The organism is Chryseobacterium sp. Leaf201 (assembly GCF_001421435.1).
Lineage (GTDB): Bacteria > Bacteroidota > Bacteroidia > Flavobacteriales > Weeksellaceae > Chryseobacterium.
The window spans coordinates 1-15355 of the sequence record NZ_LMKA01000092.1 but is presented as its reverse complement, the minus strand read 5'-3'; the positions used below and the strand labels follow the sequence as shown (position 1 = coordinate 15355).

Sequence of the window (15355 nt, the reverse complement as noted above, 5' to 3'; positions counted from 1 at the left end):
AACAAATAAAAGTTCAAAATGATGAAAAGATTCATTCTCGTAATCATAATGATGATTTCAGCCTTTGGTATTTATTCTTTCAAGATCAATGCCACAGATGCGAAAAAAACAAGTTATGCATCCTACTACCACAATAAGTTTAACGGTAGAAAAACAGCCAGCGGAGAGATTTTCAGCAACTCAAAGTTTACCGCAGCAAACAGAACGCTTCCATTCGGAACAAACATTAAGGTGACCAACCTGAACAATGGTAAAGAGGTGATTGTGAAGATAAATGACAGAGGGCCTTACCATTCATCAAGAGCTTTGGATATGTCTAAAGCAGCGTTCGATGAAATCGGGGATACCGGCAACGGTACCATTCCGGTGGAATATGAAATTGTCAATTAAATTTATGATGTAAATTATTAAAGCCGGTTTAAAGCCGGCTTTTGTGTTTTATAAACTGAATTCAACCAAAGCCGGGCAGTGGTCAGAATGGACAGCTTCCTTAAGGATCACAGCCCTTGTCAGCTTGTCTTTTAAACTGTAGGACGCAAAATTGTAATCCAGCCGCCAGCCTTTATTATTTGCCCTGGCATTCTGCCGGTAACTCCACCACGTATAATGGTCAGGCTCATTATTGAAAAACCTGAAACTGTCAATCAGTTCACATTCATTGATAAAGTTTGTCATCCATTCCCGTTCCATCGGCAGGAATCCAGAGGTATTCTTTAAGCCCACCGGATTATGGATGTCAATCGCTTCATGGCAGATATTGAAATCCCCTGAAATAATAAGATTCGGGATTTCCTTTTTTAAATTTTTGATGTATTCTAAAAAGTCATGGCAGAACTGCATCTTGAAATCCAGTCTTTCTATATTGGACGCAGAAGGTACATACACGGAGATTGCAGAAAACCCGTCAAAATCTGCACGGATAATCCGGCCTTCATTATCATAGCTTTCAATTCCGCATCCGAATTCTACATGGTTGGGTTTTATTTTCGAGGCAATTCCGACCCCGCTGTAACCTTTTTTTACCGCCGAATGCCAGTAGCTGTGATAGCCCAGTTTTTCCAGGCTTTCAATATCAATCTGGTCATTGCCGGCTTTGCTCTCCTGGATACAGATGATGTCAGGATCAGAAGTTTTCAGCCACCCTAAAAAATCCTTGGTAAAAGCTGCACGGATTCCGTTTACATTATATGTGATTAATCTCATTGCTGTTTATAAATTTAATTGCTCATGATATCTGAAAAGTAAATTCTATGATTTTAAATAGGCGGCCTAAATGATAAATCCTGAATCAGAACTTATAAATAAGCCGGATATCAAACACAGTTTATTTATTTCTGCGAAGATATGAACATTAAAAAAGGATCGGAAAAAATCTATAGATTTTTTCCGATCCTTTTTATTAATAAGCTGTAGCCGGAAACTATTTAGGTTCCAGAATGCTGATCGGGATAATACACTCTTCCAGTGAAATTCCCCCGTGCTGGTATGTTTCCTTATAGTAATTCACAAAGTGGTTGTAATTCTTCGGATACGCCAGGAATGTACTGTTTTTTGCAAAAATATACTTTGAGCTTAAATTCCCTTTCGGTAAAAACAGCTTTTCAGGATTCGTAATCGCCCATACATCGCTGGAATCATAGGTAAGGCTCTTACCTGTTTTATAGCGGATATTGGTTGATGTTTCCCGGTCTCCGACAACTTTACTCGGTTTCTTTACATATACCGTTCCGTGGTCAGTTGTAATCACCAGCTTAAAGCCGCTTTCAGCAGCAAGCTTAATGATTTTGATCAGTGAGGAATTTTCAAACCAGTTCAGGGTCAATGACCTGAAGGTTTTATCATCGCGAATCAGCTGGTCTACAATATGGTTGTCTGTTTTCGCATGAGAAAGAATATCAATAAAATTATAAACAATTACCAATAGGTCGTTGTTTTTATGCTGATTGAAGTCATCATAGATTTTCCTTTCAAAATCAGCATTCAGTACCTTGAGGTATTTCATGGATTTTGAGCCCAGGCCGATTCTCTTCATCTGGTCTTCAAGGAAATCACGTTCATATTCGTTTTTGTTTCCTTCCTCATTGTCATTAAACCATTTGTTAGGGAAACGTTTTTCAATCTCAGACGGCATCAGTCCGGCAAAAAAAGAATTTCTCGCATACTGGGTAGCCGTAGGTAGGATGCTGTAATAATAGTCTTCCGAAATTTTGTTATAATATTTCGTAAACAGCGGCTCAATCATTTTCCACTGGTCATAACGGAGGTTGTCCACCATTAAAAGCAGGACTTTTTCCTTTTCAACTTCAGCTTTAATCTTTTCCTTGAAAAGCGTGTGGCTCATCATCGGCTTATCAGAATCATGGAGCCAGTCTTCATAATTGTTCTCGATGAACTTGGCAAACTGGATATTCGCTTCCTCTTTCTGGGACTGCAGCAGATCCGCAAACTCATTGTCCGCTACCTTATCAAATTTAATTTCCCAGTTAACGATCTTTTTGTAATATTCAGCCCATTCCTGGTAGGTCCTCAAATAAGACAGCTCCATAGAAAGGTTCCTGAATTCCTGCTGGTACTGGAGGATTGTTTTCTGCTCTACCAGGTTATCTTCCTGAAGGTTTTTCTTTAATGATAAAAGGATCTGGTTCGGGTTTACCGGTTTCAGGATATAATCGGCAATCTGGGAGCCGATGGCTTCTTCCATAATATGCTCCTCTTCACTTTTTGTTACCATAACGATTTTCAGGGAACTGTCTTTGTCCTTAATCATCGGAATGGCTTCAAGGCCTGAAATTCCGGGCATGTTTTCATCAATGAGCGTTAAGGCGAATTTTTCAGAATCCATGAGTTCCAGTGCCTCATTCACGTTGTTTACAGGAGTCACGTGATAGCCTTTTTTTTCTAAGAATACGATATGAGGTTTGAGTAAATCTATTTCATCATCTATCCATAATATCTTTTCCGACATAATTTATTTTTTACATGATTATTGTATCAAATTGCTGACCAACTTCCTTTAAAACTTCCCAAAAACAGGGGCCTAATAGTTAAATGTTAGTTAATGGAAACCTATGCATATCCCCGCATTACATAACTGTTTTCTGCCGGTCATGTTTTGCGGAATATATTGTTTACATTTAATCCATCTGAATGCAGGTTATATGGAATTAAATATAGCACAAAAGGGTGCTCAGCTGCGTACCAAAGATAATTTAAAAACATTAATTTATACGTAATTAAGTTAAAATTTAAAATCCTTAAATTTGTTAGCAAATACTGACGTTTCCAATGCAGAATAAGCTAAAAATCATCAATGATCCGGTTCACGGTTTTATCAGGATTCCCCATGAAATTTTATTTGACATTATAGAGCACCCTTACTTCCAGAGACTGAGAAGAATAGGGCAGACCGGATTGCTGAACCTTATTTTCCCCGGCGCCATGCATACCAGGTTTCACCATGCGCTTGGGGCCATGCATCTGATGTTTACCGCCTTGGAAACCCTTAAACAGAAAGGGATAAAGATTTCCGAAGATGAAGAAAAAGGAGCGATGCTGGCAATTCTGATGCACGACATCGGCCACGGACCGTTTTCCCACGCATTGGAATGCATGCTGATGGACGACTGGCACCATGAAAACCTCTCGCTTTTACTGATGAACCGCTTAAATGATGAGTTTAACGGCGAATTATCCTGTGCGATTGAAATGTTTCAGGGAAAATACCACCGGAAGTTTTTCAACCAGCTGATTTCTTCCCAGCTTGATGTGGACCGGCTGGATTATTTGAAGCGCGACAGTTTTTTTACAGGCGTTTCAGAAGGAAGCATCAATACCCAGCGGATTATATCCATGATGAATGTCTGTGAAGAAGGAGAACTGGTGATCGATGCAAAAGGAGTATATTCCATTGAAAATTTCCTTACCGCCAGGATGTTCATGTACTGGCAGGTGTATTATCACAAAACATCCGCTCTTGCAGAGTTTCTTTTAGTCAAAATTTTAGAAAGGGCAAAATATCTCGTTTCCCAGGGTGTGAACCTTCCGGCTACCGAAAACCTTACCTATTTTTTATACAGAGGGAAAAGTGCGGCCACGGACGAAGATGTTGAAAGGTTTACCAAGCTTGACGACAATGATATTATCCAGGCCATGAAAGGCTGGCAGAATGCAGATGACGTCATCCTTTCTTACTGGTGCCGGTGTGTCATCCGGAGAAAACTTCCGAAAACCATTATTTCATCCCATCCTTTTGATCCTGAATTGGTTGAAGCAAAAATAAAATACACCAATGACCTGCTGGGAATTGACAACGGAAAAGAACTCGTACATGAAATTGAAAGAAAGCTTCTCCCTTATGATACCCAGAAACAGCCGATCTACCTGTTACAGAAAAACGGTGAAAAGATCAGGCTTGAAGAATCTGAAGACCGGCTCCTGTCCGGCTTAATGGTCAACAAAACAACAAGGTATATCCTTACTTTCCCAAGAGAAGAATAGACGGTATTTCTTAAAGATTAATAAATTTCAAAATCCGAAAACTAAAAAATGTTTGTGAATTACAGAATTTCTTATCTTTGCAGAATATGGAATTTACAGCTTCGCAAATTGCAAGTTTTATTAACGGAAAAATAATAGGTGACGAAAATGCGCTTATTACAGGAGTTTCACCTATCGAAAGCGGGGAAACAGGACATCTTTCTTTTATTGCCCAGGACAGATTTATACAGTATCTGGACGATTCACGATGTTCCGTAATCATTGTTTCAGAGAACCTTTTAACCAAAGACCATTACAATCCCACGGTAATTGCGGTAAAAGATGCGTATCTTTCTTTTCAGGTCCTGATGAATCTGTATCAGGAAATGCAGGGGAGAAAAGAAGGCATTGAAACAGGTTCTTCTATCCACGAGACCGCTGTTATCGGTGATCAGGTGTATATCGGAGCCTTTACCTATGTTTCTGAAAAAGCAAAAATAGGCGAAGGGTCCCAGATTTATCCGCAGGTGTACATCGGCAAAGGAGTAAAGATCGGTAAAAACTGTAAAATCGACAGCGGCGCGAGAATCTATGATTACTGTATCATCGGTGATCATTGCGTTATTCATGCCAATACCGTTATCGGCGGAGACGGATTCGGTTTCCAGCCTACCCCGGAAGGATTTAAAAAGATTCCCCAGCTTGGAAATGTAATTATTGAGGACCATGTGGAAATTGGTTCAAACTGCAGTATAGACAGGGCCACCATAGGCTCTACCGTTATCGGCCAGGGAACCAAGATTGATAACCTGATCCAGATTGCACACAATGTGAAAATCGGTAAAAACAACGTTATTGCGGCACAGGCCGGCATTGCAGGATCTACCACCATCGGCGACTGGAACCAGATCGGCGGCCAGGTGGGAATTGTAGGCCATATCAAAATAGGGAACCAGGTGAAAATCCAGGCCCAGAGCGGCGTGAATTCCAGCGTTAATGATAAAGATACGCTGTACGGTTCACCGGCAATCAGTTATAATGACTATCTTCGAAACTACGTCCATTTCAGAAATTTCACTGAAATTGTTAACAGAATAAATAATCTTGAGAATAACTCAAAAGATAAAACTAATGAGTGATATGCAAAAAACACTTCAGCAGGAAGTGACACTTTCCGGAATCGGACTTCATACTGGTAGAGAAGTAAAGCTGACCATGAAACCTGCCAAAGAAAATACAGGTTTCGTCTTCGTAAGAACAGACCTTGAGGGGCATCCCCAGGTTGAAGCTGACGTGAACTATGTTACCGCTACAGAAAGAGGAACTACATTAGAGAAATTAGGCGTAAAAATTACCACCTGCGAACACCTTCTGGCTGCATTGGTAGGCTGTGATATTGATAATGCCCTTTTGGAAATGGATGCTTCCGAGCCTCCGATCTTAGACGGGTCTTCAAAATATTTCGTGGAAGCCATCGAAAGTGTAGGGGTGGTAGAACAGAATATTGCCAGAGAATACCTGGTGATAAAGGAAGTTCTTACCTACAGCGATCCGGCTACAGGATCTGAAATTACAATTATCCCTTCAGATACGTACGAAGTGACTACCATGGTAGATTTCGGGACCAAAGTTTTAGGTACTCAGAACGCTACCCTTAAACATATTTCTGAGTTTAAAGACGAAATTTCCTCTGCAAGAACCTTCAGCTTCTTACATGAACTGGAAATGCTTCTGGACCACGGACTGATCAAAGGCGGAGATATCTCCAATGCGATCGTTTATGTAGATAAAGATCTTACTCCGGAAACTACGGAAAAGCTGAAAAAGGCATTCGGGAAAGATGAAGTGTCAATCAGGCCCAACGGAATTCTTGATAACCTGACGCTGAATTATCCTAACGAAGCAGCAAGACATAAATTACTGGATGTAATCGGTGATTTAGCCCTTGCAGGAGTAAAAATAAAAGGTAAAGTTATTGCCAATAAGCCGGGACATTACGTAAATACCCAGTTTGCAAAGAAACTGAACCGTCAGTGGAAAATTCAGAAAAAGAAAAACGTCCCTGATTTTGATTTAACAAAAGAGCCGGTTTTCGATATCAACGGAATCATGAAACTTATGCCTCACAGGCCGCCGTTTCTGTTGATTGATAAAATCCTTGAGCTTTCAGACTCTCACGTGGTAGGCCTTAAGAATGTAACCATGAATGAGCCTTTCTTCGTTGGGCATTTCCCTAAAGAGCCGGTAATGCCGGGAGTTCTGCAGGTAGAAGCACTGGCACAGACAGGAGGGATCCTCGTGTTGGCAAGTGTACCGGATCCTGAAAATTACTCTACTTATTTTATTAAGATTGATAAAGTGAAATTCAAGAGGAAAGTAGTTCCCGGAGATACCCTTATTTTCAAAATTGAACTGATCGAGCCTATCAGAAGAGGGATCGTACATATGCAGGGATATGGATATGTGGGAGACAGCATAGCAGTAGAAGCAGAGCTGATGGCTCAAGTTGCAAAAAATAAAGTTGAGTAAATGATTCATCAATTAGCAGCCGTAGATAAACGCGCGAAAATCAGCAAAAATGTAATCGTAGAACCTTTTACGACTATTGCAGGGGATGTGGAAATCGGAGAAGGCACATGGATCGGTCCCAATGTCACCATTATGGATGGGGCGAGAATCGGCAAAAACTGCAGGATTTTCCCCGGGACTGTTATTTCAGCAATTCCCCAGGATCTGAAATTCGACGGCGAGGATACCCAGGTAATTATAGATGATGAAACCACCATACGCGAGTGTGTAACCGTAAACCGGGGAACAAAAGCGCTGGGCTATACAAAAATCGGCAAAAACTGCCTGATTATGGCCACTACCCATATTGCCCACGACTGCATTATCGGGGATCATGTGATCATCGTTAACGGCTGCGGTATTGCAGGACACGTGGAAATAGGCGACTACACCGTAATGGGAGGTCTGTCTGCTGTTCACCAGTTCGGTAAAATCGGCAAGCACGTGATGATTTCCGGCGGTACGTTGGTGAGAAAAGATATCCCGCCTTACGTAAAAGTGGCAAGGGAACCGATGTCTTATGCAGGGATCAACTCGGTAGGCCTGAGAAGAAGAGGGTTTACCAATGAGAAAATCTTTGAAATCCAGAAAATTTACAGGGCTATTTTCCAGATGAAAATGAACGTTTCCCAGGCTATTTCACACATTGAAAAAGAAATGCTTCCGACAGCTGAAAGGGATGAAATCCTTCAGTTTATCCAAAACTCACCGCGTGGAATCGTAAAAGGGTACGGAACGGGAAAAGACAATAATTAATCCTGAGAAAAAAGTTTCTTTCTTTTTGTCCTGATAATATCCCGTTTCTGTTTTCGCAGGATCAGTAATTAAAGGACACTGAGTTTTACTATGGCTTTTCAGACTGTAAAAAAGGAGTTTTATCACCTGCTGGTTCCGCTGACATTAAAAGTCCTGTTAAACAACAAAAATAATAACTAAATACATACACAATAGTAATGGCAACAAGTAACGATATAAGAAAAGGTCTGTGCATAGAATTCAGCAATGACATTTTTAAAGTAATCGAATTTCTTCACGTAAAACCGGGAAAAGGCCCTGCTTTCGTAAGAACAAAATTAAAATCTGTAACCAACGGTAAAGTTCTTGACAATACTTTTTCTGCAGGTCATAAAATTGATGAGGTAAAAGTAATTACAAGAAAGTTCCAGTATCTTTATGATGACGAGAACGGATTCCACTTTATGAACAATGACGATTTTTCTCAGCTTTACCTTAATAAGGAGATGATTGAAAACGCGCAGTTGATGAAGGCAGGTGAAGAAGTAACGATCATTATGAAAGAAGCTGATGAAACGCCGCTTTCTGCAGAACTTCCACAGTCCGTTTATCTTGATGTAGTTGAAGCTGATCCGGGTGTAAAAGGAAATACCGCCACCAATGCTCTTAAAAATGCCATTGTTGAAACAGGAGCGAGAGTAATGGTTCCTCTGTTCATTGAGCCGGGAGACAGAATCAAGGTAAGTACCGAAGACGGTTCTTACCTGGAAAGAGTGAAAGAATAAATTAAATATAAAATTTATACCAGTTCGGTTTGCATACGCATTCCGAATTTTGTTTTATAATCAGTCTTAAAACTATGGCTGATAGAAACTGGTGGCAGCCCAAAATATATTAAAGAAAATCAATTGTTATGAAATTTCACGCGCCTCAAAAACTGAAAACCATTGCTGACCTTATCGGTGCAAGGTTTGTTGGCCCCGAAAACTTCGAAGTATTGGGAACCAATGAAATCCATAGGGTAAAACCCGGAGATATCGTATTTGTAAACCATCCGAAGTATTACGATAAAGCTTTATATTCTGCCGCAACGATTATCCTGATTGATAAAGAAGTCGACTGCCCGGAAGGCAAGGCACTGCTGGTCTCTGATGATCCTTTCAGGGATTTTAATAAAATCAATACCCATTTTACCAGAATATCTAACTTTACAGAGGAGCTTCACGACGTAGAAATCGGGGAAGGAACAAAAATTCATCCTTCTGCCGTAATCGGGAGCCATGTAACCATCGGAAAAAACACCCTTATTTTTCCCAATGTGGTAATCGGTGACAGAACGGTGATCGGCGACAATGTGATCATCCAGTCCAATACCGTTTTAGGAGGCGATGCCTTTTACTACAGAAAATTAAACGGGAATTTTGACCGGCTTATTTCCGTAGGGAATGTGGTCATAGAAAATAATGTTGAAATCGGGAACGGCTGCACTATAGACAGAGGCGTGACGGATTCTACGGTAATCGGAGAAGGTTCCGTGCTGGATAACCAGATCCAGGTAGGCCATGATACCATAATCGGGAAAAAATGCCTGATTGCTTCCCAGGTGGGTATTGCCGGATGCTGTATCATCGGTAATGAAGTGACTCTATGGGGACAGGCGGGGATCGCTTCCGGAAACAGCATCGCGGACGGATCTGTGATTTTAGGCAAAACCGGAGTCAACAGAAATCTTGAAAAAGGCACCTATATCGGAATGTTTGCTGAAGATTTTAAAACCTATCTGAAAAAGGAGGTTAAACTCAGAAACCTTAAATAAACAAATTGGTTAGATGTATCTTTAATCAAAGAAAAATAAGTAAATTTGTGAGCATTAATAAAAAGTAATAAATAAATTAAAATTATAATAAAATGTCAATTTTAGTAAACAAAGATTCTAAAGTAATTGTACAAGGATTTACAGGGAACGAAGGTACTTTCCACGCAGGCCAGATGATCGAATACGGAACCAACGTTGTAGGAGGTGTTACTCCGGGAAAAGGAGGAAGCGAGCACCTGGGCAAGCCTGTATTCAATACCGTTGCTGATGCTGTAACAAAAGCCGGAGCCAATGTAAGTATCATTTTCGTACCGCCTGCATTTGCTGCTGATGCGATTATGGAAGCTGCTGAAGCGGGGATTAAAGTAATCGTATGTATTACTGAAGGAATTCCGGTAGCAGACATGGTAAAAGTAAAATCTTATATTGCAGACAGAGACTGCAGACTGATTGGCCCGAACTGTCCTGGAATCATTACTTCTGAAGAAGCTAAAATTGGGATTATGCCAGGTTTCGTTTTCAAAAAAGGGAAAGTAGGAATCGTTTCAAAATCAGGGACCCTTACCTATGAAGCTGCTGACCAGGTAGTGAAAGCAGGTTTCGGAGTATCTACGGCAATCGGTATCGGTGGAGACCCGATCATCGGAACAACAACAAGAGAAGCACTGGAATTATTTATCAATGATCCTGAAACGGAAGCGGTAGTAATGATCGGAGAAATCGGTGGAGGTCTTGAGGCTGAAGCAGCAAGATGGTACAAAGCCAGCGGTTCTACAAAACCGGTAGTAGGTTTCATTGCAGGGCAGACGGCTCCTAAAGGAAGAACAATGGGGCACGCAGGTGCTATCGTTGGTGGTGACGAAGATACAGCGCAGGCTAAAATGGAGATCATGAGAGAAAACGGAATCAACGTTGTGGATTCTCCTGCTGATATCGGTGCTACTGTAGCAAAAGTTTTAGGATAATCTAAACATAAATAACATGAAAAAATTTTTATTGGCCTCTGCTTTGGCCGTTTCTGCCATGTCTTTCGCACAGATAGATTTCAGCAGTACAAGATTTGGTATCAAAGCGGGAGGTAACTATTCCGGAGTGAAGAACGCTCACAATCCTTCAGGCCCGAGGTATACATTTCAGGGAGGTGTATTGGCACTGATTCCTTTAGGCAAAGAAAACCAGTTTTTCTTACAGCCTGAAGTAATGTATTACGGAGCCGGAGAAACAGGTAAAGACAAAAATGCAAAAACGGCAGACGGATACAATGCGGTGTATGCAAACGACTATCTTAGTGTTCCTGTTTTCTTCAAGGGATATTTCTCAGAAAGTGAGTCTGAATTCTTTGCAATGGCAGGTCCGAGATTTAATTTCCTGATCAGCCAGAAAACAAAGAATGCTCCTGCATCAAGGCCTTATTATGATCCTGATGTAGCCAGTCCTGCTTATGCCAATGTTAACGGTAAAGCAAGCTCATTCAACTTTGGAATAGGATTAGGTATAGGGTACAGTTACAAGAGACAGCTGGAACTTGGGGTCAATTATGATCTTGGACTTTCAGATACATATCCTGATCTCAGGGAATCCTGGACGAAATCAGATGCTACGGAAAAACGTAAGTCTGAACAGGTGCTCAGCGTAACCTTAAGCTATATCTTCAAATAAGAATTGATTCATTTTCAAGACATAAAAAATCCCGGAATTATAAGTTCCGGGATTTTTTTATCTGTTTATTCTGATTTAAATTTTTATCCTCTGATCCATTTCCAGATTTCTTTCAGCGTAGCTTTATTTCCGTACATTAAAATCCCTACACGATAAATTTTTCCGGCCACGAAAATCATAAAGATCGTAGTTCCCAGTAACAGGCCTATTGACAGGGCAATCTGCCAGGCAGGAACCCCGAACGGGATTCTCGCAATCATCGCTACAGGAGAAGTAAACGGAATAATCGACAGCCAGAAGCCAAGCGGGCCATCAGGATTATTCATTAAAGAAAAGCTGCCGTACATCCCCAACATTAAAGGCAGGATGGCAAATAGGGTAAACTGCTGCGTTTCGGTTTCATTGTCTACTGCAGAACCTATGGCAGCATAAATTGAGCTGTAAAAGATATATCCCAGAAGGAAAAACACGATGAATACGAAAATAATCAGGGGGAAATTCAGTTCCAGTAAGCTGTGGGAAATCTGTGTGGCAATCTGGGCAACATCAAGCTTGTCCGCCAGTTCTTCATTTCCGCCGGGAATATTTTTCTGGATGGATGAAAACCCGGTATTCAGAACCAGAGCACCGATAACGGACATGGTAATCCAGACCAGGAACTGCGTCAGGGCAACCAGGGTTACGCCTAAAATTTTTCCCATCATCAGCTCAAAAGGCTTTACGGAAGAAATAATGATTTCCACCACACGGTTGTTCTTTTCTTCCAGAACGCTCCTCATTACGCGCACCCCGTAAATAATGATAAACATAAATGTTACATACATCAGCAGGATACTTAAACCGCTTTTCACGCCGAAGCCAAGATCAGAATCCTCCTTGTTGTTTTCGGAAACGTTGATCGTCTTTAAAGTAAAACCCTTATCAAGATCATTCAGTTGCGTTTCAGCAATGCCCAGTTGTTTGATCTTCTCTTTCTTAATGACATCATTAATGTCAGCAATAATTTTCTTTTTGGTGTCAAATCCTATTTTACTGTTGATGACAAGCCTGGAATTCTGCTGCAGCTCAGCGAAATTTTGGTTCCTCAGTTCCGGCAGAATTAAGATCCCGTCTAAGGATTCGTTGCCTTTTAAATTATTGATCTTGGATTTTTCATCAGCTGTAGAAACAAAAACATACCTCAGCTGGTCATCAGATTTCAGCTGGTTTTTAAACAGCCCGCTTTTATCCACTACCTCAATAACGCTGTGGGATTCATTGGCCTTAAACATCAGGCCCACCACTGCTCCGAAGGCAATCAGCATAACAGGAGCCAGAAGCGTCAGTATAATGAAGGATTTTTTCTTTACCTGCGTAAGAAATTCCCTTTTTGTAATTAAAAAAATATGATTCATAATTAAGAGTTGTTGCTTACCGCATTAATAAATACCTCGTTCATGCTCGGGATTTTTTCGTCAAAAGACCGTACTTTTCCTACATGGATCAGATCTGAAATAATGTTGTTCTGATTGGTGTCATTTTTAACATCAAAGGAAACCAGGTTGTTTGCAGTAGATAAGTTGAAAATCTCATATTTGCTTTTAAAATTGGCGAAATTATTTTCATCAATTTCCGAAAGGATAATCCCGAAAATATTTTTCTTGAATTTTTCCCGTACATCGAAAACCCTGCCGTCAATTATTTTTTTTGAATTGTCTATCAGTGCCACATAATCACACATTTCCTCTACGCTCTCCATGCGGTGCGTGGAAAGAATGATGGTGGTCCCGTTATTTTTAAGTTCGATGATCTGGTCTTTGATCAGATTGGCATTTACGGGGTCAAAGCCTGAAAAAGGTTCATCAAGAATCAGGAGATGCGGCCTGTGGAGAACTGTAACCACAAACTGGATTTTCTGGGCCATCCCTTTTGAAAGTTCAGACAGTTTCTTTTTCCACCACTGATCGATATGAAGCTTGTCAAACCACTTTTTGGCCTCCGTTAAAGCATCGTTTTTACTCATTCCTTTCAGTTCACCGAAATAAAGAAGCTGGTCGCCGACCGTCATATTTTTATACAGGCCTCTTTCTTCAGGCATATAGCCGATGTCTTTGATGTGACTGGGGTTAAGCTTTTGCCCGTTGATGGTAATCTCACCGGAATCTGCCTGGGTAATCTGGTTGATGATTCGGATAAAAGAAGTTTTCCCGGCTCCGTTAGGACCCAAAAGGCCATACACGCTTGCTTTCGGTACATGGATGCTGAAATCATCCAGGGCTACCTTTTTACCTGCATTGTAAGTCTTTATAATATGTTCGGCTTTTAACATTAAATTGTTTTTTCTTATTAGAAAGATAAAGTGCCGAAAGTTACGGAAATATTAAAACAGAACTGAGCCAAAAGAAAAAATCCTGATGATTATCAGGATTTGGTTTGTTTTATTGTTTTACAATCTGAGTTACCTTTATGGTGTTGTCACTCAAAATGTACCGGATCAGGTATTTTCCGGGTTTAAGTTTTTCAATGTTGATCTCTCCGGAATTCATATTCACAGAGTAATTAGCCACCTGTGTTCCTAAAATAGAGTAAAAAGTAACATTCTTAACTTTAAGGTTAGGTTCTTTGGCTTTTATGATAAGAAAGTCCCTTGCAGGGTTAGGATAAGCAACCAGTACCCCGTCATCAGACTTCTGAGAGAAGGAAGTGGGCTCTTTAATCTGCGCCTTCATATTGTTGGAAAATCCAACGAAAGTGCCCAAAAATATAAATAAAAGTAAAAGTTTTTTCATCAAATTAAAATTTCGTAACTATATTATAACAAAACTAAACAATTCTGCAATTGCTTGCAATAGTTTTTTACAGAACTTATAGTAAATTTGTATTAAATTTTATTCAAAAAGTATTCCAAACAATGATACATTCAAGAAACAGAAGGCTGAGGGTTAACGAATCTCTCAGGAGCCTGGTGAGAGAATGCACCCTTACCACAAGTGATTTCGTTATGCCCGTATTCGTCATGGAAGGCGAAAACAAAGAAGAACCCATCCCGTCTATGCCGGGGATTTTCAGGAGGAGCATTGATCTGACGGTAAAAGAATGCAGGGAACTTTTTTCCTTAGGCGTAAAAGCCGTTAACCTGTACATGAAAGTGTCTGAAGATCTTAAAGACAACACCGGAAAAGAAGCGTGGAACAGGAACGGACTGATGCAGAACACGATCAGAGCTATTAAAGATGCGGTTCCGGAAATGATTGTGATGCCCGATGTAGCTCTGGATCCGTATTCAATCTACGGGCACGACGGAATTATCGAAAACGGTAAGATTGTGAACGATGCCACCAATGATGCCCTGGCCAGAATGTCAGTGTCCCATGCAGAAGCCGGTGCCGATATTGTAGCGCCCAGCGATATGATGGACGGGAGGGTTCAGACCATCCGTGAAGCATTGGAAGACAGCGGATTTACAGATGTCGGAATTTTAAGTTACGCTGCAAAATATGCCAGTTCTTTTTACGGGCCGTTCAGAAGTGCTTTGGACAGTGCGCCGAAAGATGACATTGAAATTCCGAAAGATAAAAAAACCTATCAGATGGACTTTCATAACTCACGCGAAGCGCTTAACGAAGTCTTTAAAGATATTGATGAAGGCGCTGATATCATCATGATCAAACCGGGGCTTCCATACCTGGACATTGTTTCCAAAGTCCGTGAGGCAATTGACCTTCCGATCGCGGTATATAATGTAAGCGGGGAATATGCAATGGTAAAAGCAGCGGCGCAAAACGGCTGGCTGGATAATGATAAAACGATTATTGAAAGTCTGACCTGTTTCAAGAGAGCCGGCGCAGATATGATTTTTACTTACTTTGCCAAAGAAGCGGCCATTCTTTTAAATCGATAATTAATAAAGGATATAATAAAGAATCCGTCTCACAACTGAGGCGGATTTTTTTTGGTTATTATTTTGGTTTTTCGTATATTTATATCTGACAATCAGATATTTGTGTATGAATTTCAAACATTATAACCAAAATCAGACTGTGTTATTTCCGTATAGTTTTGAGGAGTTGATTCCCGGGAATCACCCGGTTCGGGTCGTCAATGATATTCTGGAGAGGATCA

General features: G+C 40.7%; 15 protein-coding genes. 10 read left to right on the top strand and 5 right to left on the bottom strand.

Features of this window, described 5'->3' with window-relative positions:
* Positions 1–18: 18 nt before the first annotated feature.
* Positions 19–390, top strand: coding sequence for a septal ring lytic transglycosylase RlpA family protein (locus ASE55_RS14260; protein ID WP_056220961.1), 372 nt, complete (start codon positions 19–21; stop codon positions 388–390).
* A gap of 48 nt (positions 391–438) precedes the next feature.
* On the opposite strand, the gene ASE55_RS14255 is transcribed toward ASE55_RS14260, so the two are convergent.
* Complete coding sequence (locus ASE55_RS14255; RefSeq protein ID WP_056220958.1) at positions 439–1203, bottom strand: exodeoxyribonuclease III; 765 nt, start codon at positions 1201–1203, stop codon at positions 439–441.
* A gap of 217 nt (positions 1204–1420) precedes the next feature.
* A complete protein-coding gene (locus tag ASE55_RS14250) occupies positions 1421–2965 on the bottom strand; it encodes a bifunctional response regulator/alkaline phosphatase family protein (RefSeq protein WP_056220956.1) in 1545 nt (514 codons plus the stop codon).
* A gap of 320 nt (positions 2966–3285) precedes the next feature.
* Here ASE55_RS14250 and ASE55_RS14245 point away from each other — a divergent pair, with 320 nt between their 5' ends.
* The 8 genes from ASE55_RS14245 to ASE55_RS14210 all read left to right on the top strand — a co-directional run bounded on the left by ASE55_RS14245 (position 3286) and on the right by ASE55_RS14210 (position 11254).
* A complete protein-coding gene (locus tag ASE55_RS14245) occupies positions 3286–4497 on the top strand; it encodes an HD domain-containing protein (protein ID WP_056220953.1) in 1212 nt (403 codons plus the stop codon).
* A gap of 86 nt (positions 4498–4583) precedes the next feature.
* Positions 4584–5615: a UDP-3-O-(3-hydroxymyristoyl)glucosamine N-acyltransferase gene (lpxD, locus tag ASE55_RS14240; protein WP_056220950.1), complete on the top strand. Its 1032-nt coding sequence runs from the start codon at positions 4584–4586 to the stop codon at positions 5613–5615.
* Positions 5608–7005 (top strand): bifunctional UDP-3-O-[3-hydroxymyristoyl] N-acetylglucosamine deacetylase/3-hydroxyacyl-ACP dehydratase, encoded by a 1398-nt coding sequence (locus ASE55_RS14235; RefSeq protein WP_056220947.1) that lies wholly within the window; start codon positions 5608–5610, stop codon positions 7003–7005. Before lpxD ends, ASE55_RS14235 begins: the two co-directional genes overlap by 8 nt.
* Positions 7006–7800 (top strand): acyl-ACP--UDP-N-acetylglucosamine O-acyltransferase, encoded by a 795-nt coding sequence (gene lpxA, locus ASE55_RS14230; protein WP_056220944.1) that lies wholly within the window; start codon positions 7006–7008, stop codon positions 7798–7800.
* Between the two features lie 197 nt (positions 7801–7997).
* Positions 7998–8564 carry an elongation factor P gene (gene efp, locus ASE55_RS14225; protein WP_056220941.1) on the top strand — a complete coding sequence of 189 codons (567 nt, stop codon included), beginning with the start codon at positions 7998–8000 and terminating at the stop codon, positions 8562–8564.
* Positions 8565–8692: 128 nt separating this feature from the next.
* On the top strand, positions 8693–9595 hold the full coding sequence (locus ASE55_RS14220) for an LpxD N-terminal domain-containing protein (RefSeq protein ID WP_056220939.1): 903 nt from the start codon (positions 8693–8695) through the stop codon (positions 9593–9595).
* Positions 9596–9687: 92 nt separating this feature from the next.
* Positions 9688–10560, top strand: a complete 873-nt coding sequence (gene sucD / locus ASE55_RS14215) for a succinate--CoA ligase subunit alpha (RefSeq protein ID WP_056220936.1) — start codon at positions 9688–9690, stop codon at positions 10558–10560.
* Positions 10561–10576: 16 nt separating this feature from the next.
* Complete coding sequence (locus ASE55_RS14210) at positions 10577–11254, top strand: porin family protein (RefSeq protein ID WP_056220933.1); 678 nt, start codon at positions 10577–10579, stop codon at positions 11252–11254.
* 83 nt (positions 11255–11337) lie between these two features.
* Here ASE55_RS14210 and ASE55_RS14205 read toward each other — a convergent pair whose 3' ends face one another.
* From ASE55_RS14205 to ASE55_RS14195, 3 genes are all read right to left on the bottom strand, one after another.
* The gene (locus ASE55_RS14205) at positions 11338–12648 is read right to left on the bottom strand and encodes an ABC transporter permease (RefSeq protein ID WP_056220930.1); all 1311 of its coding nucleotides are present in this window, start codon (positions 12646–12648) and stop codon (positions 11338–11340) included.
* Positions 12649–12650: 2 nt separating this feature from the next.
* Positions 12651–13562, bottom strand: coding sequence for an ABC transporter ATP-binding protein (locus ASE55_RS14200; protein WP_056220927.1), 912 nt, complete (start codon positions 13560–13562; stop codon positions 12651–12653).
* A gap of 109 nt (positions 13563–13671) precedes the next feature.
* Positions 13672–14022, bottom strand: coding sequence for a T9SS type A sorting domain-containing protein (locus ASE55_RS14195; protein ID WP_056220924.1), 351 nt, complete (start codon positions 14020–14022; stop codon positions 13672–13674).
* A 122-nt stretch (positions 14023–14144) separates the two neighbouring features.
* Between ASE55_RS14195 and hemB the strand changes: the two genes are divergently transcribed.
* A complete protein-coding gene (gene hemB, locus ASE55_RS14190) occupies positions 14145–15134 on the top strand; it encodes a porphobilinogen synthase (RefSeq protein ID WP_056220923.1) in 990 nt (329 codons plus the stop codon).
* Positions 15135–15355: the final 221 nt, after the last annotated feature.